This window comes from Streptomyces sp. NPDC057697 (assembly GCF_042799335.1).
Lineage (GTDB): Bacteria > Actinomycetota > Actinomycetes > Streptomycetales > Streptomycetaceae > Streptomyces.
In genome coordinates, this window is the sequence record NZ_JBHVJA010000004.1 from 515,621 (window position 1) to 542,214 (window position 26,594).

Sequence of the window (26,594 nt, forward strand, 5' to 3'; positions counted from 1 at the left end):
GAGTTGGACCACCTGCATCCGACCGGTCCGGAAGAGGCCGAAAACGTCTCAACCGTCCCGGCCGGGCTCAACCCGCCGCTCGCCTCCCGCAGTCCCTTCCCGTGACCGCCGTTCACCATCACGGGAGCCCGCATGTCAGCCGCACGTACCGTCCGCAGCCTCCTCGCCGCCGCACTCGTCGCAGGGATCACCGCCACCGCGCTCGCCACGCCCGCCATCGCCGCCGCACCGCCTGCCGAGCCGTCCCACGCCGCCACCCAGCAGGCCCTGGACGCGGCGGTCGCCGAGGGCGTGCCCGGCGCGGTCGCGCAGGCCCGTGACGGAAAGGCCCGTTGGGTCGGCACTGCGGGGGAGCGCGGGGGGAGGGATCGTTTCCGGGTCGGATCGATCACCAAGACCTTCACCGCCACCGTCCTGCTCCAGCTCCAGGCCGAGGGCCGGATCGACCTCGACGACCCGGTCGAGAAGTGGCTGCCCCGTGTGGTGCGCGGGCATGGGAACGACGGACGGAAGATCACCGTCCGTCAGCTGCTCAACCACACCAGCGGCATCTACAACTACACCGAGGACCCGGTCCTCCAGAAGAAGGTCCTCGGCCCCGGCTTCCTGCGGCACCGTTACGACACCTGGACCCCGAACCAAATCGTCGCCGTCGCGATGGCGCACCAGCCCGACTTCGCTCCCGGGACGGACTGGAACTACTCCAACACCAACTTCGTGCTGGCCGGGATGATCGTCGAGAAGGTGACCGGACGTCCTTACGGCAAGGCGATCGAGAACCGGATCCTCAAGCCGCTCAAACTGCGTGCCACCTCCCTGCCCGGTACCGACTCCCACATGCCCCAGCCGAACTCCCGCGCCTACTCCAAGCTCTCCGGTGAGGCCGGAGGACCCACGTACGACGTCACCGAGCTCAATCCGAGCGTCGCCAGCGCGGCCGGCGAGATGGTCTCCGACGCGAACGACCTGCAGACCTTCTACCGTGCGCTGCTCAAGGGGCGGCTGCTTCCCCCGGCCGAGATGAAGGAGATGACCGACACGGTCCAGATCTCACCCGACCTGCCCGGCGTGGGCTACGGGCTCGGTCTCATGCGGCAGAAACTGAGCTGCGGCAAGGAAATCTGGGGACACAACGGCGGCATCCACGGGTCCGCTTCCGAGGCCGAGGTGACGCGGGACGCTGAACACTCGTTCGCCGCGAACTTCAACGCCGACTGGACCGGTGACACCCAGAAGCTGGTCGAGGCGGAGTTCTGCGGCGCAGCCCCGGCGAAGCGGTAGCCGTCAGCGGTACGGGGCCGGTCACGCGGGCCGTCTTCCGCCGCCGGTCACGCAAGTCGCCGGTCCTGCGGTTGCTTCGGGTGCGGCCCGTCCCGCGGAGGTGCCCCCGGCGCGTGGTCGGCCAAGCCTCGGCCGGGCGCGAGCGGTGGCAGAAGACGGCCTCGTCCCGTGCCGACGGGTGCCCCGGAAAGGCGGCGTCCAGCAGGCGTGGCCGTTCCGCGGCGCGGGACACCCGGTGAGCGGAAATGCCGGAGGACCAGCTACATGATCAACGGCGCGTACCGGCCCCGGGGCGGGGGTTGCGTGCGACGGAGCCGTCACGCTTGAGGGTCCGGATGATCGGGGCGGTCTCGACCGCATCGATGCCAGGGAGGGCACCGATGCGGTCGGAGAGGTACGCGTAGAGGGATTCGTCGTCGGAGCAGAGGACGCTGGCCAGGAGGTTGGTCCGCCCCGTGGTGGCGGCGGCGTATGCCACTTGGGGGTGGCCCGCCAGCGCTGCTCCGGCGGCGGCGAGCTGTGAGGGCCGTACCGACATCCAGATGGCGGTGCCCGCCGGGTTGCCCAGGACGCGCTCGTCCATGTCCAGCACGAAGAAGAGTGCTCCGGCCGTCCGCAGGTGCGCGATGCGGCGGCGCACCGTCGACTCGTGGCAGCGGGCCTCGACGGCCAGCGCGGCGTGCGGCGTGCGGCCGTCGCGGTTCAACGCGGCGAGCAGGACGTGGTCGAGATCGGTGAGCTCCACCGGAGCCGCGCCGGAGTGCGGAGGCGGGTACGGGGGCGCGAGTGCGTCCATCTGTTCCCGGCTCAGCGCGGACGTGGGACCGTCCCAGGTGGTCGGACCGCCCTTGAACAGCCGCAGCATGCGGTGCGCGGTGATCGAGGTGACCCGGCGGCTCGAAGGGATCCTCTCCATCAGCAGCGCGTCCCGGTCGCTGTCGCTGTGGACCGCCAGGTGGCAGATGACCTCGGTGCCGCCGGATGCGAGCTGCACCCATCGTGTGTCCTCGCGCTCGGCCAGCGCCTGGGCCAGGCCGAGCGAGGCGCTGGGAACACACTGCAGCCGAAGCGCCCACACGGTCTGCCCGACGGGACGCGGATTGAGCCGGCCCACGACTCGGAGCCCGGCCGTCTCGCGCAGCCGGGCGTAGCGGCGGGCGGCCATCTGGTCGGATACGCCCAACACTGACGCAATCCGGCGCAGTGGTGCGCGGCCATCAATGTGTAGCGCATGAATGAGCTGGAGATCGATGTATTCCACGCACCCCGACTCTATCTCGCGCAATATCCGGCATGCGGCTCCAAGCTCGTTGCACCTGGTCCGGGCCGGTCCGGATCCTGGCGATGCAGGCCCGCGCGGTGACTGCCCTCGCGAAGCGGCCCCCCGGGGGCGACCGCTCTTTGCGCAGCCGCAGCCGCCGCCGTCACGAAAGAGAAGAGGAGGACGGGAGGCACGGGCGCACCGCCCGGCTCCCCGACGACACATGAACGCATTCCGTGACCTTCGGCAGTACATCGACCACATGGTGCAGATCCTCGGGAAGGACGAGATCCTCCGGATCAACGGCGCGGACCGGGATCTGGACATCGGCGGCATCACCGAACTGATGGCGGAGAAGGAAGGCCCCGCGCTGATGTTCGACAACATTCCCGGCTATCCGGCGGGGCACCGTGTGTTCACCAACTTCATGGGGACCGCCGCCCGGACCGCGGTGGCACTCGGGCTGCCCCACGACGCCTCGAAGCTCGACATCGTGCGGGCCTGGAAGGACCTGAGCAAGCGGCTCGAACCCATCCCCCCGGTGGAGGTTCCCACGGGCCCGGTCCTGGAGAACGTCCTGGTCGGCGACGATGTGGATCTCGGCATCTTCCCCACGCCGCGGTGGCACGACGGGGACGGCGGCCGCTACATCGGCACCGCCTGCATGGTCATCACCCGCGACCCGGACAGCGGCTGGGTCAACGTCGGCACCTACCGGGCCTGCGTCCAGGGCCCGGACCGGCTCTCGTTGTGGATGCTCGGCAACCGGCACGCCAAGGCGATCGCCGAGAAGTACTGGAAGCGTGGCCGGACCTGCCCCATCGCGGTGGTGGTGGGCCAGGACCCGATCCTTTCGACAGCGGCGGCGATCGCCGCACCGTCCGGGATGTCGGAGTACGACCTGGCGGGCGGACTGCGCGGACAGGGCGTCGAGGTCTTGTACGCGCCCGGCAGCGACCTTCCGGTTCCGGCGTACGCGGAGATCGTCATCCAGGGCGAACTGCCGCCCGTCGAGGAGGAGTCCGTACTGGAGGGCCCCTTCGGGGAATGGACCGGCTACTACACGCACTCGGGCCAGGAGACCGTCGTCCGGGTCGACCGGATCATGCACCGGAACGACCCGATCATTCTGGGCGCCCCGCCGATGCTCCCGACCGTTCCCGCCGGTGACCAGGCCGTCCCGCTGTACTCGGCCTCGGTGACCTGGGACCATCTGGAGGCTGCCGGCGTCCAGAACATCAAGGGCGTGTGGGCCTACGCCCGCCAGCTCATGATGGTCGTCTCCATCGAGCAGACCGGCGCGGGCGACGCCATGCACGCACTGATCGCGGCGGCCGGGCGCAAGCGCACCGGCGGCATGGAGCGGTACTTCGTCGTGGTCGACGAAGACATCGACATCACCGACATCAACCACGTCCTGTGGGCGGTGTTCACCCGTGTCGACCCGTCCGAGTCCATCCAGGTGCTGCGCGCGCCCACCACCGCCATCGACCCGAGGCTGTCGCCCGACAAGCGCGCCGCCGGAGACCTGTCGATGGGCATCGTACTGATCGACGCGTGCAAGCCGTTCGCGTGGAAGGACCAGTACCCGGCAGCCAACCGCGTCGACGACACGACCCGGGAGGAGCTGCGCGAGCGCTGGGCGGGCGTCCTGTCGATGTAGCGGGCACCGCGAGGGAGGGGACAAGCAGGTCCCCTCCCCACCACTCCGCAGATCTTCCGCCACGACAGGAGCCCGCCGTGACCACCGCTTCCCCCACCCGCCTCGTCGTCGGAGTCACCGGCGCCACAGGGGCCCCGATCGCCGTCCGTCTGCTGGAGATCCTGCGGGAGGTTCCGCAGGTGGAGACCCATCTGGTGCTGAGCACCTGGGCCCGCTCCACCATCGAGGTGGAGACACCCCGCACCAGCAGGCACTGCGCCGAACTCGCCGACGTCACCCATAAGTTCGGAGACCTGGGTGCCACGATCTCGTCCGGCTCCTTCCCGGTCACGGGCATGGTCATCGTCCCGTGCAGCATGAAGACGCTTGCAGCGGTACGCCATGGCCTGGCCGACAACCTGATCACCCGCGCGGCCGACGTCACCCTCAAGGAGCGCCGCCCGCTGGTCCTCGTCCCCCGGGAAACCCCGCTGAACGAGATCCATCTGGAGAACATGCTCGCTCTCTCCCGCATGGGCGTCCGTATCGTCCCCCCGATGCCGGCCTTCTACGACATCCCGAACGGCATCAGCGACCTCGTGGACCACATCGTCATGCGGATCCTCGACCAGTTCGACTTCCCCGTGGGCACCGCGGACATCGCGGCGCGGTGGCAGGGTCTGGCCCATACGCGTCGTAACGGATCCATGTGGGAGGCGGACCGGATGCAGCAGCGCGGCCCAGAGGACGGCGCACACCCGTAGCCGGTCGAAAGGGCACGGGCCACCCTTGATCCACGGTCCGGAGCGAAGCCCGTCGCCGCGCAGCGCCTTGCCGAGCACGACCACTCACGCACGGGCGGGACTCGCCCGGCGGCAGACCTCCGACCGTCGTCGACGACATGGCTGCCCATGTGTTACGGCGTCGCGAAGGCAACAAGTCGGCCAATGGGCTGGGTACTTGTTTCTCATCCGTGCACCCGTCAGCGCGCGGCCTTTGACGTGAGGTTCGGATTCCGTGACGAGAGCCTGGGGACGGTCGGGGCAGGGACGCTCACTGCGCACGCCGGCATGGGCGGTACTGGCCGTGGTTGTCGTCGCGGCGACCGGGTGCGCGAGCGATGCGCAGGACCCCGCCGGTGACGACATGGCGCCCGCGGCGCGGACGTACGTGTCGAAGGCGCTGAGCATCATGGAAGAGCTCTCGCTGTTCCGTCACCAGATCGACGGGAACGCTCTCCGGAGCAGAACGTTCTCGCAGGCCCGCGGGGCGCAGAAGCCCGCGGACACGTACGGGGCCGTCGAGTCGGCGCTGGGGGCTCTGGGCGATCTGCACAGCACCTTCCGGGACCCGGGGCAGGCGAAGGAGGGCACGGAGGCGTCCACCTCCTCTTTCGACGGCCTGGAAGGCCGTTCCATGAAGAACGGCATCGGATACGTTTCCCTGCCTCGGGTGAGCGGTTCCCGCAAGACGTACGACGCGTACGTACGGCAGGGCCGGGGGTACGGGCCGCGCAGGCCCCCGGCCGGGACCGCGGGACCGCCGTTCCGTCGCCCGGACAGTCGTCACCGGGGCTGCGTCGCGGTCGTCTGAGAGAGGGCCGGGGCAGCGGAGAACAGCGCCAGGACCGCACTGCGAACCTTGTCGGCGATCACGTCGGGAGAGGAGATGTCGAACTTGCCGTCGAGGTGCAGGAAGGCCAGGCCGTGGACGAGTGCCCACACCGAGGTCCACAGCGCATCCGGGTCGGTGCCGGGGAAGGTGCGGCGGACGATGTCGCGGACGTATTGCGTGATGGCTTCGGTCGCGGCGAGCCGTTCCTCGTTGTCGGAGTCGCAGGGCTCGGCGAACATCGCCCGGAACAGCGCGGGGTGGTCGAGCGCGAAGCGGACGTAGGCGACGGCGACCGCCGCGAGCTCGTCGGGAGTCGCGGGCGAGGGGTGGGTGGTGGCCAGGTGCTCGGTGAGTTCGCGGTAGCCCTCGGCCGCGACCGCCGAGACGAGCGCTTCACGTTCCGGGAAGTGTCGATAGGGCGCGGTCGGCGACACGCCCGCGCGCCGTGCGACGGCCCGCATCGACAGTGCGGCGCTGCCGTCCTCTTCCAGCAGCTCGCGCGCGGCGCGCAGGCAGGCTGCCCGCAGGTCGCCGTGGTGGTAGGCAGTTGCTTGTGGCACGGGTCACACCCTCTGAAGTATGCGGTGCTTACATTCCTTGGTTAATGTGAGCGGTGTACACATTCTAGGCGATCGTTTCGATCGGCCGAGCAGAGAGGGATTCGGATGACCAGCGAACTGTTCTCGCCGTTGTCCCTGCGCTCCGGACAGGCGCTGGGCAACAGGATCGCGAAAGCGGCCATGGAGGAGAACCTGGCCGACGAGGGGCAACTGCCCGGTCGGCACCTTCTGGAGCTGTATCGGCGCTGGGCCGCAGGCGGTACTGGACTGTTGATCACCGGCAACGTCATGGTGCACGCCGAGGCGTTGACCGGCCCCGCGGGTGTCGTGCTCGACGAGGCCGCGCCGCTGGAGCCGTTCGCCGAGTGGGCCAAGGCGGGCAAGTCGGGCGGTGGGGCGATGTGGATGCAGATCAACCACCCCGGCCGTCAGGTGCAGACCGGCATGCCGGGCGTGGTGTGGGGCCCGTCCGCCGTGGGTGTCGAACTGGGTCGGCACAGCAGCCGCTTCGGCCGTCCCCTCGCCATGACTCCCGAGCAGATCGACGCCACGGTGAAGCGGTTCGCGGTGACGGCCCGCCGCGCCGAGGAGGCCGGCTTCGACGGTGTGGAGATTCACGCCGCGCACGGGTACCTGGTGTCGCAGTTCCTCTCCCCGTTGGTCAACAAGCGCACCGACGCATGGGGCGGGTCCCTGGAGAACCGGGCCCGGCTGCTGCTGGACATCGTCCGTGCCGTACGCGCCGCCGTCTCCCCGTCCTTCGGGGTCGGGGTGAAACTCAACTCCGCCGACTTCCAGCGCGGTGGGTTCGACACCGACGACGCACGTCAGGTGATCGAGATGCTCGCACCGCTCGGTGTCGACCTGGTCGAGCTGTCCGGCGGCAGCTATGAGAGTCCGGCGATGACCGGCCGCGCCGCCGACGAGCGCACCCAGGCCCGCGAAGCCTACTTCCTCGACCTGGCCAAGGACCTGGTCGAGGCCAGCCCCCTGCCCTTGATGCTCACCGGCGGCATCACCCGCCGGGAGACCGCGGAGAAGGTCCTCGACAGTGGGGTGGCGCTCGTCGGAGTGGGTACCGCACTCTCCGTCACCCCGGACCTGCCCGACCGCTGGCGCAACGGCCGCGAGGCCGACCGACACCTTCGCCCGGTTTCCTGGTCCGACAAGGCCCTCGCCTCGGCCGCCAGCATGGCCCAGGTCCGCCACCAGATGCGCCGCATCGCTCATGGCCAGGCCCCCCGGCCCGGCACCCACCCGGCGCGCGCCCTGCTCTGCGAGCAGGGTCGACAGCGACGGGCCCTGCGCCGCTACCGCACCTGGCTGACCACCACGCGACACACGGAAACGACCACGAGTCGGGCCGTGTGACCCCCGTGCCCGGCCGGGCCGAGCGGACAGCACCACGGGAACGCTCCCCGGCGCGTGCGCCCCAGCCCGGCCGCCCTCCGGCGGTGCACCTCATCGGCGCGCCCGCCGGACCTCCCGACCGATGGCGGCTCGGGCGGGCCGGGCTCCCCACCGAGCCGACGAGCCCGGACCGTATGCGAGGGGCAGCTGACGCCACGACGGGCTGACTGGTCGGAGACCAGGCCGGCCATGGCGGCTTGGGGCTCGGCGAGGTCTTCGCGGCGGCCGGCGCAGCGCGGCGGGGGACACCACTGCTTGTACTCGGCGTCGGCGTGCTCCACGCAGATCCGGTTGGAGGAGGACTGCGCTCGCGTTCATGCCGCCAGGCGTGCCGTTTGCCGACTACGCCTGCCGCCGCTCCCACTGATCCTTCGTGATCTCGTACCGCACACCCCCGTGCTCGGAACCCTCAACAGCCATCATGTCGTCCGGCGTGGGAGTGCTCTCCGCGAGCGTCATCCCGAGCTTCTCCATCACGTTGCGCGAAGGGCGATTCACGGTCATCGTCTCGGCCCAGACCATACGGATGCCGAGCACGGCGAACCCCTTTGCCAGCAGCGCCCGCGAGACCTCCGTGGCGTAGCCCCGGCCCCAGGCCGCCTGGCGCAGGCGGTAGCCGAGCTCGGCCTCCTCGCGCGGGCCGCTGCGCAGCGGACGCAGGCAGAACCATCCGACGAACGCGCCGCCGTCCTTCTCGTGCGCGGCGAACAGACCGAGATCGTGATCCCAGCGCTCGTACCCGGCGAGGATGCTGGGGATGGCGCGGTCGCGGACCTCCTCCGGCGGGGTCGGAGCGCCGCCGGTCAGATAGCGCATCACCGCCGGGTCGCTGTCCAGCTCGATCAGCAGGTCCGCGTCGTCGGCAGCGAAGGGGCGCAGGGTCAGGCGCTCGGACTCAAGGTAGGTGGTCACGTGAGGATCATGGCCGAGACAGGTGAGACGGTCCATGGAGTTTAGGGCCGCGTGTGTCACCGGGTGGGGTGCTGGAGGAGCAGCACGGCACGGCCACCTCGACGCCACGGCCGAGGAACCGCCTCCGTCGTTCCCCGACTCGTAAGTGTGTAAGCGGTGCTGAAAGCCGTGCCGGAGGCCGTGAGCTGTGACGTTCCGCGACAGTGGACTGGGCCGGGTGGAGCTCGTGCGGTTCCCGGCAGCAGCCACCTGAGATTGATCATTTTCTTCGTTTGCGCAACCCACGTCGATGATCCGCCGTCCCACTCCATGACGGTCGGATGTTGATCATCGAGGAGGAAGCGTGGCGAAGAAGGACAGGACAGCAGACGCGGCGAGGGACGACGACCGCGAAAAGTGGATGGCGCGCTTCCAGCTACGGCTGGCCATGCAGCCGGGCGTGGACCGGGCAGTCGTGCTCCAGGCGGTCAAGGAGGTCACGGTGCACTGCGCGGAAACAGGAGAGCAGCCGCAGGCCGCTTTCGGCGTCCCGGACACATACGCCGTGGAGGTCGCCGCGCGACTGGTTCCCGCTGACCGGGCGGCGCGCGCGAGGCGGCAGAACGCCGCAGTGGACGCGCTCGACTCCGTACTGAAAAAGGCCAGGGACATCACGGGTATGTGATCCGGTCGAAGAGAAAGCCGTCATGGTCCGGCCCACGGGGTTCTGACACGGCTTCTCTCCAGTGGGACAGCGGGACAGTGGGACTACGGGGCAGCTGGGGCGATCGGCGGGCGTCGGAGCCAGGTGACGACACCGACTGTCGCTGATGCGCTGCTGGTGGCGGACGGGGTGCCGTACCGGTGCAGCCATCGTGCTGCGCCCGGTCGTAGGCGCGGGCCGGACGACGTCGCAGGGGTGCCTACCGTGCTTCTGCTCCGTTCGGCGGGTTGACGAACAAGAGCTCCGGCGGTGGCCCGCTCCTGAATCCGCTTCACGAATACGAGACCGAGGGCGACGAGGACGCGGCTGCCCAGCGGCCCCGTCGGCCATGGGCCCCGCGCATCGCGGCACACCGCGAGCCGGTGGCCGCGCCCGCCCGGCCGCCGCACAGTGCGCCGCCGCGCCATGGACGACATGTACGCCAGAGCCCTTGCGGCGGACCCGGCGAAGCACCGTTCGACGCCCGGCGGTAATCGCGGAGTGGGAACGTAGCGGTCGACTGCTCGCCGACACCGAGCCGGATCGCGCGCCTCGCGGTTGCCATTCCCAGAGGCCAGAGGCCAGAGGCCCTGGGTTAAAGGTGGGGTCGCGCTCCGTGATGAGTGTCTGCCGCGCGGTCTCCGGTGGGCATCGTCGCAGGTGACATCGAGGGCATGGGCGATCCTTCAGCGTGGCCACGCTCGGGTCAGGGCGTCACGAAGCTCTGCCACGGTCGCGGGTCCCAGCCGATTGCCGAGCTCCACTTCCAGGTCACGAAGAATTCCCAGGGCGACATCACGGCGCCGGCGTCCGGCGTCGGTCAGCCGGATGAGGGTGCTGCGCGGAAAACCGGGCCCCGGCGTGCTGGTCAGGAGACCTTCGGCGATGAGCTGCGTGACGGCGCGGTGCATCGTCTGGCGGGTGACGCCGGCACGGCGGGCCAGCTCGGCGATGCTCAGGGACGCGTCGTGGTCCAGATGCGCGAGCACGGTCGTGTGAGCCGGCGTCACGGGGGCTACTTCCGCGGCCTCCAGACGAGCCACGAGTTCATCGGAGAACCATCGGACACCTCGTTGCAGGAGTGCGTGCAGTGGCAGATGTGCGTCCGAGCGATCCTCAGTCGTCATGGTTCGTGGGTCTCCTCGTTCGTAAGATACCGTCCCTGTGTCAGCGAAGCTAACTCAGGGAGTGTGGTCGCATGACAGGCTATGACGTGGATGTCCTCGTGGTGGGGGCCGGTCCGGTGGGGCTGATGGCGGCATCACAGCTGGCCCACTCGGGGGTGTCGGTTCGATTGGTGGATGCCGCCGCTGGTCCGGCGACGACCAGTCGTGCGCTGGGTGCCCATGCCCGGAGCCTGGAGATCTACGATCAGCTCGGGATCGTCGGTGAGATCGCGCCGCACGGCACGAGGATCAGTACGTTCGTCCGCCATCAGGGCGGGCGCGGGATGCGGCTCGACTTCGACTTCGCCGGTCTGCCGACCCGGTTCCCGTACATGTTCAATATCGATCAGGTGATCATCGAACGCGTGCTTCGTGGTGCCGCCGCGTCGGCGGGGGTCGCGGTGGAGTGGAACACGCGGCTGGAGTCGTTCCAGCACGACGACGACGCCGTCACGGCCGTACTGCGCGGCGGCGACGGCTCCGGTGCTGCGCACGAGACCGTGCGCGCCCGGTACCTGTGGGGCTGCGACGGCGGGCACTCGACCGTCCGTAAGACGCTACGGCTGCCCCTGACGGGCGAGTCCGCCCACACCTGGCTGATCGCCGACGCGATTGTGCACACCGACGTGGACCGCGACGGCGTGCACTGGCTGTTCCCGCCGGGCGGCGCGCTGATGCTGTTCCCGTTTCCGGAACCGGGCAAATGGCGGCTGCTGGACACCACCGGTGAAGGGCGGCCGGAGGACCCCGAGCAGATCGCCCGGCAGTTCGGAGCCAAGCTGTCGCGGGCACTGGAGCGCGACACCGTCGTCGAGAACCCCACCTGGGCGTCGAAGTTCACCATCCAGCAGCGCGCGGTACCCGCGATGCACGTCGGGCGGTGTTTCGTCTCGGGCGACGCCGCCCACGTCCATTCCCCGGCGTCGGGGCAGGGCCTCAACACCGGTGTCCAGGACGCGTACAACCTGGCGTGGAAGCTGGCCATGGTCATCCACGGCCAGGCCGACGCCACCCTGCTCGACACCTACGACGCCGAGCGCGTCCCCATCGGCCGGGCCCTGCTCGCCTCCACCAGCGAGGTCATGGGAACCGTCATGGTCGACACCGCCGGCGGCGGCACCCCGGAGTCCCCCGAGTCGATGCGGGAGTTCCAGCACCAGCTCATCCGGAGCATGTCCGGCCTGGCCATCGCCTACCCCGACAGCCCGCTGACGGTCCCCGACGACGAGCCGGGCGAGGGCCCGCGCCCCGGCGAGCGACTCACCCAGATCTCAGCCGCCGACGCCCAGTCACCCGGTTGGACCATCCTGCGGGCGGAGCTCAGGTCACCCGCCTGGCACCTGCTCCATTTCACCGGGAGCGAGAAAGCCGCAGGGCAGGATCACCTCACCTCCGGGACCGGGGCGCTACCAGCCTGGGTGGACACCGTGACGATCAGCCACGAGCGTCCTGGCGACGGCCACGGTGTGTGGGACCCCGACGGTCGGGTCCACGACACACTGGCCGCGACCGCCGGGGACTGGATCCTCGTCCGCCCCGACGGCTACCTCAGCGCCCGTGGCACCGGAGGCACCAGCCTCCGCGCCGCCCTGAACCGGCTGACGAGCCTCCGCAAGCCGGAGCCGACACGCGCGTGATCAACGGATGCCGCCCTGCGCATTGCAGGAGGGCACGCAAGGCGGGTGGATTCGGTGGGGCTTCACCGCGGCACGACACCGTGGCGAAGCCCCAGGACACGAGGAAAGAGAGATCCGTATGAGCGAGAACGATCTGCCCCTCAACTGGGGACGCTGGGGTGACGCCGACGAGATCGGTGCGCTCAACCTGATCGACGACGCGGCACGCTCACGCGCCGCGGCCGAAGTACACGACGCGACCTCCGTGAGCCTCGCGCGTCCCACTGCTCCCGTACCGCTCACCACCGGCCTGGCACCCGTCGGGAACCCCGCCACGATGCCTGCGCCCGTCATGCAGGTCGTGAACTTCAACGGAACCCGACCCGTGGCCCTCACGGACTCCTTGCTCATCAACACGCACAACGCTGGACTGACGCACTTCGACGCGCTCTCACACATTCCAGTCCGCGACACGGTCTATCCCGGCGTCCCGCTGCAGGACGCCGTCACACCGACCGGCGTACGCCACGGCTCCGCCGACCACGTCGCTGGGGGCATCGTCACACGAGGCATCCTCCTGGACCTGGCCCCCGGCCGCGGCAGACTCGACGCGGACCACCGCGTCAGCGGAACAGACCTCGACGCGGCGCTCGACCGAGCGGGCACATCGGTGCACCCGGGCGACGCGATCGTCGTCCGCGGTGGCTGGGACGTGAACCAGCCCGTGACGCAGCCCGTCCCAGGGCTGGACCTCAGCGCCGTCGAGTGGCTGGACGAGCACGGTGCGGCTCTCTATGTCGGTGACATCAGCGACGCCCGCCCACCCAGCTTCCCGATGCCGATGCACCAGGTCGCCCTGGCACGGCTGGGTCTGCCGCTGGTGGACGCCGCCCACCTCGACGACCTTGCCGACCGGTGTGCCTTCCTGCAGCGGTGGAGCTTCATGCTCGTTCTCGCGCCACCGCGTATCACGGGAACCACGGGGCTCGCGGTCAATCCGATCGCGATCTTCTGATCACGAACCGAGCGCAGGTCCACCGCGGACCCCTCCGAGGGCATGTGCGTCCATTGTGATCGCTGTCGAGCCGGGTGGGGCCATGGCCGGTGACTTCCGCCGGGCGTTGCCAGGGGTTCCGGTCGTCAGGGGTGACGGCCTGCTCTGCCGCCGGCCGAGACTTCCTGCGACCTCATCACGTACGCCCGGTCCTGGCAGTGGACCGACCCCGGCCGGTCCACTGCCAGGAGGTCTTGTGTGTCTTGCGGGCGGGCGGTGCGCCGGCGATCCTGCCTTAGTCCACTGTCGGCCGACGGCCGGGGCACAGGAAGGTCGGGCCGCTTCCTAGGAAGGATCTCTCCCAGGCAGAGCCGTTTCCGCGGTGCCATGCCGGAGGGGTGACTGGTTCCGCACGCCTTCGTGAGCTCGGCGAGTTCTTCAGGCATCGCCGTGGTGAACTCACACCGGCGCAGGTCGGGCTTCCCGGGCACCGCGTTGCGCACCAGTACTTCGGCAGCAAACGCGTGACCCACTCCACCGTTGGTGAACTCACCCTCGACTGGGACACCTTCCGCTACGCCGGTGCACCGGAGCAACAACTCGTGCTCTGGTCGGCCGAACCCGGCACCCCGGACGCGGAACGACTCGCCGATCCGGCCCGCGGCACGGTCCGGAGCCCGTGACCGAGGCCGCCGAGGCACCACCCCCGGCCCACCCCCGACCGTCGCCTCCCGACTGAACGGGACACTCTGCCGGAGGCCGGAGGGCCGGAGACGACGCCCCCGTCGGCGGGCGGGTCAGGCCGTCCGGTCGGCCCGTTCACGGGCGGTCGCACCGTCGGCGGTGGCGGGCGAGAGCACGGCCGCGAGCAGTATCAGCAGCAGTACGGGCAGCATCGCGGCGCGCAGGCCGTGGTGTTCGCCGAGGAAGCCCAGCAGTGGGGGACCGGTGAGCAGCGCCACGTAACCGATCCGGGAGGTGAGGGCGATCCGGGCGGTGGTGTCCGGGCCGGACTCGCCGGCCGCGGAGAGCGCCAGCGGGAACCCGAGCGAGGTGCCGAGCCCCCAGAGCAGCACGGCGCAGGCCGCGGCCGCCGGGGCATCGACGAAGGACACCAGGGCGATGCCGACGGCGGTCAGCAGTGCGCCGCCGCCGAGCACGGCGGGCCGCCCGAACAGGGCGACCACGGGCCCGCCGGCGAATCGGCCGACCGCCATGGTGGCGGCGAACCCCGCGTAGACCGCCGACCCGAGGCCGGTCGGCATGCCATGGCCGTCGACCATCAGCAGCGGCAGCCAGTCGGTGGCGGCACCCTCGGCGAGGGTCATGCCGAACACCACGCCGCCGATCATCAGCAGCCGCGGGTCCAGCAGTAGCCGGCGCTCCCGCGAACCTCCGGCGGGTACCGGGCCCGCCGCGGGGGGCGGCGCGGAGATCGGCTCCGGGCGGCCCAGGCCGGGGCGGAGGCCCGGCACCGCACAGGCGAACAGTCCGGTCGCCACCACCAGTACCGCGGCCAGGTGCCAGGGCACCGGGAAACCGACGGTGGCACCGGCCACTCCGAGACAGGCGCCGATCACCGTGCCCAGGCTGTAGCAGCCGTGCAGGGCCGGGAGCACGGGCCGGCCGAACTCCCGCTCCACCACGGCCCCGTCGACGTTGCTGGCGACCTCGGACAGGCCGATGCCGGCGCCGATGAACAGCAGCCCGGCGGCCACCGTCAGGGCCGAGGCAGCCGCCGTGCCCAGCGCGGCCGTCCCCACACCGGCCAGCACCAGGCCCATGCCGGCCAGGATCACCGGCCGGGTGGTGAACCGCGCCACCAGGGCTCCGGCCGCCAGGATGCCGAGCATCGAGCCGATCGACATGCCGAACAGCACCAGGCCCATCTCCGCGGTGGAGGCCCCGAGCCGGTCCCGGACGTCGGGGGTCCGGGTCACCCAGGTGGCGAGCGACAGTCCGGGTATCGCGAAGCAGAGTTGCAGGGCCCGGCGGTGACGGCGGATCACCGGGTTCGGGAGGATCGACTCCATGGTGCGAGGGTCTCCAGGACGGGGTGATTGGCGTACCCGCGCACCCTAGCCGCGCCGCCGCCCCTGCTCACGACCGGGGTAGGGCGCCTCCGGAGCGCCCCGCGGAGGCGTCGGCACCGTGGGACTCGCGCAGAAGAGACCCCAGCGTGGTGTCCGCCTCCCGTCACCGAACGTGAACGCGACCTACGCTGCGCTGACAACACCGCACGACATCACGCAGCGCTGCATCACGCCGCGGCGCCCGCTCCGCCCCGCCCGCCCCACATCGCTCCGCCCCGGGCTCCTTCCCTCACTCCCGCCGGCCTCCCCTGTCCGCGCACCGCCCCGCCCCGCCTGCGTACGGAGCGCGGAACCATGAGGCCGCACCGTGTGGCAGGAAGATTTTTCGGACGGTTGTGCAACCTGACCGTGGATGCCTTCGTCTCCTCACGCACAGGCTCCGGTCCCACAGCAGCCCATGATCCGAACCATGCAGGATTCTCAAGGAACTTGGGAATCCGAAACGGAAGAAGACCGTTGACGAAGCACCGCCAGATCACCCGGAAGCACCGCAGGTCGTGCGGAGCCGGGCAGCCACCCGGTCCCTGCCGGGGAGATCGGTGCTGAGGTGCTGACCCGCGCGTTCCACCGGGTACGGCAAGGACGCGTCAGCATGCCGTCAAGGAATCTTGTGTGGTGTTTCACCACCTCTATAAGTTCGCACGGAAACAGTCGCAAATATGAGTGGAGCGGATGTGCGCCACCAACAAGGCCCGCCGACAGCCGAGTTGTCCGGCCGACGGGCAGTGTGTTCCTTCCCCACGGGGCTCCCGGGGCTGATCAGGGAAATGTCCCGGGCGAAGCCCGAGGCCGTCGCCGTCGAGTACGGCGAGGAGAGACTGACGTACGCCCAACTGGAAGCGTGGTCCGACGATACGGCCCGCACACTGCGGGCCGCGACGCCGCCGGGCCTGCCCGTGGTGGTGGCAATCCCTCGGAGCGTGCAGTTGCTCGTGGCCCTGCTCGGCACCTTGAAGGCAGGGCTTCCCTACCTCCCCGTGGACGCCGACGCCCCCCCGGACCGGCTGCGGCGCATACTCGATGTATCGGGCAGCGCTCTGGCCCTCGTCACGGACACGACACAGGACCGGTTGGCCGCCCAGAGGCTACGTACACTCGCGTTACCCGCGCACTGGGAAAGCCCGGCAGCGGGGGAGCCGGAATGGGACTCCATACAGCCGGTCCACGACGCGCAGCCCGTCTACGTGCTGTTCACATCGGGGACCACCGGCACACCCAAGGGAGTCGTGCTGCCGAGCTCCGCTCTCGCCAACCGGCTGGTGTGGATGCGCGACACCTACGAAGTCGGCCCGGACGACCGTGTTCTACAGAAGACGCCCATCACCTTCGATGTTTCGGGCTGGGAGCTGTGGCTCCCCCTCATCTCCGGTGGCACCTGCGTCCTGCTGCCGCCCGGGGAGCATCGCGAGCCCGGACTCGTGGCGCGCGCCATCCGCGAACAGGGCATCACCCTCTGCCATTTCGTCCCCACCATGCTGCGTGAGTTCCTCCGCCACCGTGACGCGGCACGGTGCACCTCCCTCCGGCACATCTTCTGCAGCGGTGAATCGCTGCCGGTCGAAGTGGCGCGTGCGTGTGTGAACACGGTCCCCGCCGCACTGCACAATCTCTACGGCCCCACCGAGGCCGCCATCGACGTGAGCCACTGGACCAGCCCGGCATCGGCGGGGGAGATCGACCACGTCCTCATCGGCCGCCCGATCGACAACTGCGTACTGCTCGTGCTCGGCCAGGACGGCAGGCCGGTCCCCGACGGAGACGAAGGGGAGCTGTGCATCGGGGGCACACCACTGGCCCTCGGCTACCTCAACGATCCCGTACGGACCGCCCGTGCCTTCGTGCCCGCGCCATCGGGATCCTCCGTGCGGCGGATCTACCGGACCGGCGACCGGGTACGCCTGACCGGCGGGAACCTGGAGTACCTGGGACGGACCGACGACCAGGTGAAGATCCGGGGGCAGCGCATCGAGCCGCAGGAAGTCGAGTGCCGGCTGCGCTCCCACCCCTCGGTGAGCGACGCCGTGGTGGTGGCGGCCCGGCTCGGGGAGGACACCGAACTGGTGGCGTGGATCCGTGCGGCCGAGGCCGGTACCAGCCCCCGCGCGCTCTCCGCCGCCCTGCGCGCGCACATCGCCTCCGCCCTCCCCTCCGCGTACGTGCCCGGTCACTACCTGACGCTCGACCGAACTCCCCGGACCAGCAGCGGCAAGCTGGACCGGGCGGCGCTGCGCGTACGCGCCGAACAGCAGCTCGGCGCCGACCGGGCCACTCCTGCCGCCCCCTCCTCCACTCCGGGCGACCGACCCCTGCTCGCGGCTCTGCTGCGGGAACGCAACACCCGCGCCGTCGCGACCGAGTCCCACGAAGGGACCCACTGACCTGACGGTCTGCCCTCACCGGGGTGCCACACACCCTGTCCTTCCTCCCTTCATCCTTCCCCGCCCTTCCGAAGCCCCCGCATCCACAGGGGGCTCGTCCCGACGCGTCATGAGCGCCTCCATCCCTGCGGCGCTCCCGAAGATCTGGAGCCATCCCATGCCGGTCGATTCCCCGCAGCACCTACAGGCCGAGGAGCATTCCCCTTCCCGGACGGTCCACGACCTGGTGGCCCGCCAGGCCGCCCGCCACCCCGACGCCACAGCCGTGATCGCGGGTGAGCGCAGGACGAGTTACCAGGAGCTGCTCACCCTCGCCGCACGGATCAGCGCGCTTCTGCCCTCCGCCCCATGGGGCAGAACCGGAATCTGCCTCGGGCGCGACGAGCGCACGGTCGCCGCCTTCCTGGGAGTGTGGCGGGCCGGCCGCTCCTGCGTGGCCCTCGACCCCGCGCTACCGCCCTCCCGGCTGGCCCACATGGTCAGCGCCGCCGGGATCGGCGAGGTCCTCACCACACCGGAACTGGCCCCCGTCGTCGCCGCTGCGGGCGCACGCCCCCTCATTATCGATGCCGCTTCGCGGCAGGGCGTTCCCGACAGCCCCGTACCGAGTCCGGCACGAACGGTGGGGGAGGAGGCGTACGTTCTGTTCACTTCCGGATCCACCGGGACCCCCAAGGGCGTGGTCATCGGGCATTCCTCCGTACTCGCCCTGCTGGAATGGATGACCCGGACGATCGACCCCGAGCACCTGCGCGTGGGCCTGGCGACCGCGTCGCTCTCCTTCGACGCCTCCATCCACCAGATCTTCGGCCCCTTGTGCGCGGGAGGCAGCGTCGTCCTCGCCGACGACATCCTGGCACTCCCCGACCTCCCCGCACGGGACGAGGTCACCATGATCAGCGCGCCCCCCTCCGGTCTCGTGATGCTGCTGGAACGCCCCCTGCCCCCCGGCGTGCGGCGGGTCAACGCCGGAGCGGAACCGGTACCCCGCTCCCTTGTCGACCAGCTCTACGCACAACCGGGCGTCGAAACCGTCGTCAACCTCTACGGACCCACCGAATGCACCGTCTTCTGCGCCACCTACCCGATAGGCCGTGACGAGACGGGCAAGCCGCCGATAGGCACGGCAGTCGCCGGCTGTGACCTGTCGGTGCGCGACCCCCAGCAGCGCCCGGTGCCGGACGGCACCATCGGCGAACTCTGGGTCGCCGGGCCCCTCGTCGGCCTCGGCTACCTGGGAGCCCCGGAGGCGACCGCGGCGGGCTTCGTCCCCGATCCCGACGTACCCGGTGGCAGGCGGTACCGCACCGGCGACCTCGTGCGCCGCGCGGGCGGAGTGCTGCATTACGTCGGTCGCCTCGACGAGCAGATCAAGGTACGCGGCTTCCGCGTGGAGCCCGGCGACATCGAGGCGGTCCTGGCGACGCTCCCCGGTGTGCGGCACGCCGTTGTCCTCGCCCCCGTGGACCAGGACGGCACACGGACACTGCACGCGCACGTGGAGACCGCACCGGAAGGCACTCCTGCCCCCACCGAAGGAGAACTCCTCCGGCTGCTGCGCGCCCGCCTCCCGCACTACCTCGTCCCGGCCCGTGTCCTGGTGACGGACCGGCTGCCGCGCAGCAGCAACGGCAAGGTGGACCGCAAGGCCCTGTCCGCCGTGACCCCTCCCGCCGGCACGACGGAACCGGGCGAGCGCCCCCGGCCGGGAGCGGAGACACGACTCGCGACGATCGTCGGCGAGGCGCTCGGCATGGACCGGCCGGTCGGCCGCACCGACCGCTTCGACCTCCTCGGCGGGCACTCCCTGGCCGCCGCCCGGGTCCTGGCCCGGGTCCGTGCGGAATGGGGAGCGGTGGTCCCCCTGGGGGACTTCCTCACGGAGCCGACCGTGGCGGCCCTGGCCGAACTCATCGACGCCGCCCCTCCGGTGCCCGCGCCGGTCCGGCGGCCGGACGCCACCGAGTCGCCGCTCAGCGACATGCAGCGCGCACTGTGGACGACCCGCCAGATCAGCCCGGAACCAGGCGTCACCACGGAGGCCTTCGACCTCGGCATCGACGGCGCCGTCACCACCGACGCGCTCCGTTGCGCCCTCGACGCACTCGTGGTGAGGCACGAAGCGCTGCGTACCGTCGTGGAGGAAACCCCGCACGGCCCCGTGGCGCGGGTGCTGCCCCCGGCACCGGTTCCCCTCACCGAGCACGACATGACGCGACGGACGACGGAAGAGGCCGACGCGCTCCTCGACATGGCGGCCCGGCAGGTGTTCACGCCCCGGGACACCCCGCTGCTGCGCGCCGTGCTCGCCCGCACCGCCCCCGACCGCGCACGGCTGTTGATCGTCGTCGACCACCTGGCCTTCGACGGATGGTCGGGCGGCCTCGTCCTGGAGGAGCTCGCCGCCGCTCTCGACGGCCGGTCCGTGCCCGAACCGGACGTGCAACTGGGGGACGTGGCGCGTTGGGAGGAACACGCCCTCGCGCTCTCCGCACGGTCCGACCGCGACTTCTGGCGCGAGGAGCTCAAGGGCGCACTGCCCCCCTGGGACCTCGCGCGCGGCACGCGTGCGGGGACCCCCGCGCACCGGGGCGCCCGACTGGTCCGTCGGCTGCCGACCGGCACCGCCGAGGCCGTACGCGACCTCGCGGCCTCCTCGGGCACCTCGGAATTCGCGGTGTACCTGGCAGCGCTCGATGTGCTCGTCGCGCACTGGACCGGACGGAACGACGTCCTCGTCGGCGTGCCGGTGGCGCGACGCCCGGTCCCGGAACTCGACCGGGTCGTGGGGCCGTTGCTCTTCGTCCTTCCGGTCCGCGTCGGTTTCGGTCCCGAGGAGACGTTCCGTACCGTGGCGGCGCGGGCGGCCCTGGCACGCAACCGGGTGCTCGCACACACGATGTGCCCCGCCGACGCACTCGCCGAGGCCGCCGTGGCGGCAGGGCTGCCCAGGCGCCCCGGTGCGCCTCTGGTCCCGGTCTCGCTGTCCATGCGGCCGTCGGGGGCGCCGGTCCGGGCCGTCGCCGGTGCGGCGGCCCTGCGGGTGCTCGGCGAACGCGACACCGGCACCGCGCGGGACGACGCGACCTTCCTCGTCAACTCGACGGTGTCGGGTACCGAGATCCATCTCGTCCACGACCTCGAATGTTTCGACGAAGAGGCGGCCATGGCGCTGCTGGACGGATTCCTCCATGTCCTCGCACGGGGTACCGAGGCACCCGACCGCTCCTGCTCGGCCATCGACCTGCCCGACCCGCCCCCGTCGGCCCAGCCGCCGTCCACGTCGGCCCAGCCCCCGGCCCCGGACGGGGGAGCGCGGGTCGCACCCTCCACCGTCGTCGAGGAATTCCTGGCCACGGTCTGGGAACGGCTGCTCCCGGTGAAGGACGTGTCCGCGTCCGACTCGTTCCTCGATCTGGGAGGGACCTCGCTCACCGCGATGCGGGTCGCGGCCGAGATCTGGGACGCGCTCGGCGTCGACGTCTCCGTACGCGCGGTCTTCGCGCTGCCGGTGCTGCGCGACCTGGCCGCCGAGGTCGAACGGCAGGCGCTGGCCGCCCTGGACGCGGCGGACCAGAAGGAGGAGACGGCATGAGCGAGACGACCGGCACGGCCTCACCGACCGACCAGGACCGGCTGCGCGCCCTGCTCTCCGCCCGCAGAGCGGGGCGCCCGCAGGCCGCCGCGCCACAGGGGGAGGAGCCCTCGCCGCTCAGCCCCGCACAGCAGGCGATGTGGCTCGCCTCCCAGCTCCAGCCCGACAGCCCCGCCTATCTCGTCCCCGTCCTGCTGCGGCTGCGCGGCTCGCTGGACCGCCCGGCCCTCCTGGCCGCACTGCGCGAACTCGTCGAACGGCACGGCGTACTGCGCGGTGTCGTCGATGCCTCGGGCCCCGTCCCCGTTCTGGCCATGCGTCCGGCCTCGGCCGTGCCCCTGGACGTCGTCGACCTCGGCGCCGCCACGGACACCGAGGCCGAACTCGACCGACAGGTCCACGAGCGCGCCCGGCAGCCGATCGCACCCGAACGCGAATGCCCGCTCCGCGTCACCTGCTTCCGTCTCGACGAACAGGAGCACGCCCTCCTGCTGGTCCTCCACCACATGGCGACCGACGCCTGGTCCAACGGCCTCCTGCTCACCGACCTGGCCGCGCTCTACGCCCACGGAGTGGGGCAGGGCCCACCGCCGCCACAGCCCCCGCAGTACGCCGAGGCGGCCACGCCCGCCTCAGTGGAATTGACCGACCGTCACCTGACGTGGTGGCAGGAGCGGTTGCGTGACGCGTCGACCGTTCTGGACCTGCCCGCCGACCGCCCGGCCCAGCCGTCGCCTTCCGACACGGGCGCCGGCGTCCCTCTCGTCTTCCCCGACGAACTCAAGGCGCGACTCCACTCCCTGGCCTCTGACAACGGTGTCACACTGTTCATGGTGCTGTTGGCAGGCTGGCAGGCGCTCCTGGCACGGATGTCCGACAGCGAGGACATCTCCGTGGGCGTACCGGACGGCGGCCGGCACACGGCACGCAGCGAGCAGGCGGTCGGCCCGTTCGTCAACACCGTCGTGATGCGCACGTCCCTGTCCGAGGCATGGTCGGGGCGCCGCCTGCTGGCCGAGGTGCGCGACGTCGTGCTCGACGCGCTGGCGCGGGCGGACGTCCCCTTCGACCGCGTCGTGCACCAGGTGCGCTCCGACCGCACCTCCGGCACGAAGCCCCTCTTCGACACGATGGCGAACCTGTACGTCCGGCCCGATCCCACCGGCCTCTTCCCGGGACTGACGACACGCTTCTCCGAGATCGCGACCGGCGCGGTCAAGAGCGATTTGGCCCTGCACTGCTTCCTGGACGGTACCGAGGGCCCGCTCAGCGGAGTGCTCCAGTACCGCGGTGAACGCTTCGACCCGGCGACCGCGCGACGACTGGCCGACTCCTACCTGCGGCTGCTCACACGCCTGGCCGACGACCCCGACAGCCCCGTCGGCGAGCTGCTCCCGACGGACCCGGCCCAGGCAGTGCTGCGCGGGCCGGTACGCACCTACCCGGGCGAGTCCGTTCCCGAACTGGTGCGCCGCCAGGCCCGCGCCGCACCCGAACGGACCGCCGTCGTCGCGGAGGACGGCACCCTCACCTACGCGGAACTGGAAGAACGGTCCGCCCGGGTCGCCGATGGCCTGCTCGCAGCCGGGATACGCACCGGAGAGCCGGTGGCGGTACTGGCCGAGCGGGACATCCATCTGCCCGTGGCCCTGCTGGGCATACTCAGGGCCGGGGCGGCCTTCGTCCCGCTGGAGCCCGCTCACCCCGACGAACGCCTCGCCCGGACCCTGACGGCCTCCGGCGCACGGTTCGTACTGGCCCGACGCGCCCTGACCGGCCGGGTACGGGCGGAACACGTCCTGGCGACGGAGGACCTGTCCGCCCCCGGCAGCACCCCCACGGCCCCGCCCGCCGCACGGGCGGAGGTGCCAGGGGACCAGCTCGCCTACCTGATCTTCACCTCCGGAACGACCGGCACACCCAAGGGCGTCGGCGTGGAACACCGCTCCCTCACCCACTACCTGCACGCCGCTCTGGAACGGATCGACGGTCACGGGCGGTCCTTCGCCCTGCTCTCCACAGCGGCGGCCGATCTCGGATACCTCTCGCTGTTCGGGGCGCTGGTCAGCGGAGGCACACTGCACCTGGTGGAACGCGAGCGGGCCACCGACCCCGCGGCGCTGGCCGCGTACTTCGCCGCCCACCAGGTGGACATCGTCAAGATGGTCCCCAGCCATCTCGAACTCCTCGCCGCGCACGGCGACCTGGCGGCCGTACTGCCCACCCACCTCCTCGTACTCGCCGGGGAGGCATGCCCGCCCCCGCTCGTCGCCCGCGTGCGCACGGCCCGCCCCGGCCTTCGGGTGCACAACCACTACGGCCCCACCGAAACGACCGTGTCCGTCCTCGGATGCGAACCCGCCGACACCGACACCGGCGCCTCCGTCCCGCTCGGCACACCCTTCCCGAACACACTGTGCTACGTGGTCGACCGAGGCGGACGGCTCGCGCCGCCCGGAGCCCCCGGCGAACTGTGGATCGCCGGCCCCGGAGTCGCACGCGGCTACACCGGGAATCCCGAAGCCACCGCACGGGCCTTCGTCCCGGACCCGACCGGGGAAAACCGGCGCTGCTACCGCACGGGCGACCGGGTACGCGTCCGCCCCGACGGACTCATCGAGTTCCTCGGCCGCCTCGACGACCAGATCAAGGTACGCGGGTACCGGGTCGAACCCGGCGAGATCGCCGCGGCCTGCCGAGCCCTGCCCCCGGTACGCGAAGCGGTCGTGCTCGCCGTCGGCGAGGCACACCGGCGCCGCCTGGTCGCCTGGCTCGTCCCGGCCGACGACAACGCACCCCTCGACACCACGGCCGTACGCTCCGCACTGCGCTCCCGACTGCCCGATCACATGGTCCCCTCGGCCCTGGTACCGCTGCCCGAGATCCCACTGACCCCGAACGGCAAGGTGGACCGCACCGCCCTGCCCCTCCCGGAGACCTCCCCGAACCACCGAGGCACGGCACCGCGCAGCGCCGCCGAGCGGCATGTCGCGGCAGCCTGGTGCGAGGTACTGGAACTCCCCGGCCAGGACCTCGACATCGACGCCGACTTCTTCGCACTGGGCGGAGACTCCTTCAGCGCACTGCGCGCCGCCCGGCTGATCGGCCCCGACCTGCGGGTGGTATCCCTCTTCACCCACCCCACGGTGCGGGAACTGGCGGCCCTGCTCGACGATCCCGCATCCGCCGGCACCGGACTCCTCCAACGACTGGCCGGACCGCCCCCGGGCACACCTCCGCGGGCCACCGTCGTCTGCCTGCCCTACGGCGGCGGGTCCGCGGCCTCGTACCAGCCCCTCGCACACGAACTGGCCGCACGACGGCCCGACCTCCAGGTACTCGCCGTGGAACTGCCGGGCCACGATCCCGCACGCGCCGACGAGGACCTGCGCTCCCTCACCGAGATCGTGGCACGATGCCGGGACGAACTCGCCGGTCTCGACACCGGCAGACTCCTGATCTACGGGCACTGCGTCGGCACAGCACCCGCGGCCGCACTGGCCCTCGCGCTGGAAGAGACGGGCGAGGAACTCGCCGGCGTCGTTCTCGGCGCCGCCTTTCCCAGCGCACGGCTCCCCGGCAGGCTGCCCGCTCTCCTCCACCGCTGGTTCCCCGACGACCGGCGCACCTCCGACCGGGCCTACCACGACGTTCTGCGGGCACTCGGCGGCCAGATGGACCAGGAGACCCTGGGCTCGACGATCCGCGCCGTCCGGCACGACGCCCGCCAAGCGGTCGACTGGTTCAGCGCCCGCTTCGAGTCCCACACCCCCCAACGGCTGCGGGCGCCCCTGCGGTGCGTCATCGGCGACCGCGACCGCACCACCGAACTCTTCGAGGAGCGGTACCGCGAGTGGACCGCCGTCGCCGACGACGTCTCCCTCTCCCGCATCCCGCACGCGGGGCACTACTTCCTCAAACACCAGGCCCGCGAACTCGCCGGGATCGTCGAGCAACAACTCTCCGTACCCCCGGCCTCCCCACCCGCGCCCAAGGCACCGGACAACGCACCGGACAAGGCACAGGAACGACGGGACCTTCGCCGGTTCGCGCTCTTCGCATTCGGCCAGACGGCCTCGATGACCGGCTCCGCACTCACTTCCTTCGGCCTCGGGGTCTGGGTCTTCCACAAGACCCACCAGGTGTCCGCCTACTCCCTGGTCACCATGCTCGCCATGCTCCCGGCCTTCCTCGCCGCACCACTGGGCGGCGCCGCGACCGACCGCTGGGACCGCCGCCAGGTCCTGCTGGCCTGCGCGGCTGTCTACGGCATCACCCTCTCCGGCCTCATCACCGCCGCGGCCACCGGGACGCTAGAGGTGTGGCATGTCGCGGTGTTCGCCGCGCTCACCTCCCTCACCGCCGCGTTCCAGCGGCCCGCCTACCTCGCCTCGGTCGCCCAACTGGTACCCAAGCCCTACCTCGCCCAGGCCAATGGCGTGGTGCAACTGGGCACCGCCCTCAGCACCCTGATCGCACCCGTACTGGGCGGAGCACTGATCAGCCTGGCCGGACTGACCGCAGTGGTCTGGCTCGACCTCGTCGCCGTCCTCGCCGGCGGAACCGTCCTTCTCGCCGTCCGCTTCCCGGACCGCCTCTTCCGCAGACGCCAGGAAGGCTTCCTGTCCTCGATCACCGGAGGCTGGCGCTTCCTGGCCCGGCGCCCACCCATGGTGGCGATGGTGCTCTTCTTCGTCGTCGTCAACTACGTCACCGCCACCACCACGGTCCTGACAGCCCCCCTCGTCCTCTCCACGAGCAGCCCGGCCGTCCTCGGCACGATCACCGCCGCAGGCGGCCTCGGCGCCGCGGCCGGCGGCCTGACCATGGCCTTCTGGGGCGGCACCCGCCGCCGGGCCGACGGCATGATCGGCATGACGATCGGCATGGGACTGGCGACCGCGCTGATCGGGCTGCGACCCCAACCTGTCCTCATGGGCGTCGGCCTGTTCCTGTGGTGGGTGTGCAACGCCCTCCTCAACGCACACTGGCTCGCCATCCTCCAGGCCAAGGTGGGCCTGGAACTGCAGGGCAGGGTCGTGGCCACCAACCAGATGCTCGCCACCGGGCTGATGCCGCTCGGCTTCCTGCTCACCCCGCTCCTGCTGAACCACTTCTTCGACCCCCTCACCCGGCACGCTCCCTTTCTCCAGATCGTGGGCGGCACGGGCCCCGGCCGGGGCATGGGACTGCTCATGATCACCGGCGGACTGCTGCTCGCGGCATGGGGCGCCCTCGGCCTGCGCTACCGGCCCCTGCACCAGATCGAGAGCCGGCTCCCCGACATCTCGACAGCAGAGGTCGTGGCGGACGACCTCGACACACTCCAGGACGAGGCGGACGCCCTGCTGCGCCGGACCACCACCTGACACCGCCCGGACCATGCCGTC

General features: G+C 71.1%; 17 protein-coding genes and 1 pseudogene. 13 read left to right on the forward strand and 5 right to left on the reverse strand.

What is annotated here, in order from left to right; translation table 11 throughout:
* Positions 1–132 precede the first annotated feature (132 nt).
* Complete coding sequence (locus tag ACFVFH_RS15435) at positions 133–1,281, forward strand: serine hydrolase domain-containing protein (RefSeq protein WP_383767932.1); 1,149 nt, start codon at positions 133–135, stop codon at positions 1,279–1,281.
* 268 nt (positions 1,282–1,549) lie between these two features.
* Here the strand turns inward: ACFVFH_RS15435 and ACFVFH_RS15440 are convergent, their stop codons facing one another.
* Positions 1,550–2,878 (reverse strand): AsnC family transcriptional regulator, encoded by a 1,329-nt coding sequence (locus ACFVFH_RS15440; protein ID WP_383767935.1) that lies wholly within the window; start codon positions 2,876–2,878, stop codon positions 1,550–1,552.
* Here ACFVFH_RS15440 and ACFVFH_RS15445 point away from each other — a divergent pair.
* The 3 genes from ACFVFH_RS15445 (at position 2,766) to ACFVFH_RS15455 (ending at position 5,777) form a co-directional block, all read left to right on the forward strand.
* Positions 2,766–4,205 carry a UbiD family decarboxylase gene (locus ACFVFH_RS15445; protein ID WP_383767938.1) on the forward strand — a complete coding sequence of 480 codons (1,440 nt, stop codon included), beginning with the start codon at positions 2,766–2,768 and terminating at the stop codon, positions 4,203–4,205. The two genes, ACFVFH_RS15440 and ACFVFH_RS15445, sit on opposite strands and share 113 nt — an antisense overlap.
* Before the next feature lie 77 nt (positions 4,206–4,282).
* Positions 4,283–4,948 (forward strand): UbiX family flavin prenyltransferase, encoded by a 666-nt coding sequence (locus tag ACFVFH_RS15450; RefSeq protein ID WP_383767941.1) that lies wholly within the window; start codon positions 4,283–4,285, stop codon positions 4,946–4,948.
* Between the two features lie 253 nt (positions 4,949–5,201).
* The gene (locus ACFVFH_RS15455) at positions 5,202–5,777 is read left to right on the forward strand and encodes a hypothetical protein (protein ID WP_383768051.1); all 576 of its coding nucleotides are present in this window, start codon (positions 5,202–5,204) and stop codon (positions 5,775–5,777) included.
* On the opposite strand, the gene ACFVFH_RS15460 is transcribed toward ACFVFH_RS15455, so the two are convergent.
* Complete coding sequence (locus tag ACFVFH_RS15460) at positions 5,750–6,358, reverse strand: TetR/AcrR family transcriptional regulator (protein WP_383767944.1); 609 nt, start codon at positions 6,356–6,358, stop codon at positions 5,750–5,752. The two genes, ACFVFH_RS15455 and ACFVFH_RS15460, sit on opposite strands and share 28 nt — an antisense overlap.
* A 105-nt stretch (positions 6,359–6,463) precedes the next feature.
* On the opposite strand from ACFVFH_RS15460, the gene ACFVFH_RS15465 reads away from it, so the two are divergent.
* Positions 6,464–7,729, forward strand: coding sequence for an NADH:flavin oxidoreductase/NADH oxidase family protein (locus tag ACFVFH_RS15465; protein ID WP_383767947.1), 1,266 nt, complete (start codon positions 6,464–6,466; stop codon positions 7,727–7,729).
* Between the two features lie 381 nt (positions 7,730–8,110).
* On the opposite strand, the gene ACFVFH_RS15470 is transcribed toward ACFVFH_RS15465, so the two are convergent.
* Entirely contained in the window at positions 8,111–8,680 is a 570-nt protein-coding gene (locus ACFVFH_RS15470) for a GNAT family N-acetyltransferase (protein ID WP_383767950.1), read from the reverse strand.
* Positions 8,681–9,023: 343 nt separating this feature from the next.
* On the opposite strand from ACFVFH_RS15470, the gene ACFVFH_RS15475 reads away from it, so the two are divergent.
* The gene (locus ACFVFH_RS15475) at positions 9,024–9,344 is read left to right on the forward strand and encodes a hypothetical protein (protein ID WP_383767953.1); all 321 of its coding nucleotides are present in this window, start codon (positions 9,024–9,026) and stop codon (positions 9,342–9,344) included.
* Positions 9,345–10,048: 704 nt separating this feature from the next.
* Here the strand turns inward: ACFVFH_RS15475 and ACFVFH_RS15480 are convergent.
* Positions 10,049–10,489, reverse strand: coding sequence for a MarR family winged helix-turn-helix transcriptional regulator (locus ACFVFH_RS15480; RefSeq protein WP_383767955.1), 441 nt, complete (start codon positions 10,487–10,489; stop codon positions 10,049–10,051).
* 71 nt (positions 10,490–10,560) lie between these two features.
* Here ACFVFH_RS15480 and ACFVFH_RS15485 point away from each other — a divergent pair, with 71 nt between their 5' ends.
* The 4 genes and pseudogenes from ACFVFH_RS15485 to ACFVFH_RS15500 all read left to right on the forward strand — a co-directional run bounded on the left by ACFVFH_RS15485 (position 10,561) and on the right by ACFVFH_RS15500 (position 13,821).
* Entirely contained in the window at positions 10,561–12,165 is a 1,605-nt protein-coding gene (locus ACFVFH_RS15485; protein WP_383767958.1) for an FAD-dependent monooxygenase, read from the forward strand.
* Positions 12,166–12,283: 118 nt separating this feature from the next.
* Complete coding sequence (locus tag ACFVFH_RS15490; RefSeq protein ID WP_383767961.1) at positions 12,284–13,159, forward strand: cyclase family protein; 876 nt, start codon at positions 12,284–12,286, stop codon at positions 13,157–13,159.
* Positions 13,160–13,241: 82 nt separating this feature from the next.
* Positions 13,242–13,428 (forward strand): annotated as a pseudogene (locus tag ACFVFH_RS15495) (methyltransferase domain-containing protein); the annotation flags it as partial.
* A gap of 108 nt (positions 13,429–13,536) precedes the next feature.
* Complete coding sequence (locus tag ACFVFH_RS15500) at positions 13,537–13,821, forward strand: hypothetical protein (protein ID WP_383767964.1); 285 nt, start codon at positions 13,537–13,539, stop codon at positions 13,819–13,821.
* Positions 13,822–13,935: 114 nt separating this feature from the next.
* Here the strand turns inward: ACFVFH_RS15500 and ACFVFH_RS15505 are convergent, their stop codons facing one another.
* Positions 13,936–15,171 (reverse strand): MFS transporter, encoded by a 1,236-nt coding sequence (locus tag ACFVFH_RS15505; RefSeq protein WP_383767967.1) that lies wholly within the window; start codon positions 15,169–15,171, stop codon positions 13,936–13,938.
* Positions 15,172–15,998: 827 nt separating this feature from the next.
* Between ACFVFH_RS15505 and ACFVFH_RS15510 the strand changes: the two genes are divergently transcribed.
* The 3 genes from ACFVFH_RS15510 (at position 15,999) to ACFVFH_RS15520 (ending at position 26,573) form a co-directional block, all read left to right on the forward strand.
* Entirely contained in the window at positions 15,999–17,609 is a 1,611-nt protein-coding gene (locus ACFVFH_RS15510; RefSeq protein ID WP_383767970.1) for an amino acid adenylation domain-containing protein, read from the forward strand.
* Between the two features lie 109 nt (positions 17,610–17,718).
* The gene (locus tag ACFVFH_RS15515; protein WP_383767973.1) at positions 17,719–21,204 is read left to right on the forward strand and encodes an amino acid adenylation domain-containing protein; all 3,486 of its coding nucleotides are present in this window, start codon (positions 17,719–17,721) and stop codon (positions 21,202–21,204) included.
* A complete protein-coding gene (locus ACFVFH_RS15520; protein ID WP_383767975.1) occupies positions 21,201–26,573 on the forward strand; it encodes an amino acid adenylation domain-containing protein in 5,373 nt (1,790 codons plus the stop codon). Before ACFVFH_RS15515 ends, ACFVFH_RS15520 begins: the two co-directional genes overlap by 4 nt.
* The last annotated feature ends 21 nt before the right edge of the window (positions 26,574–26,594 follow it).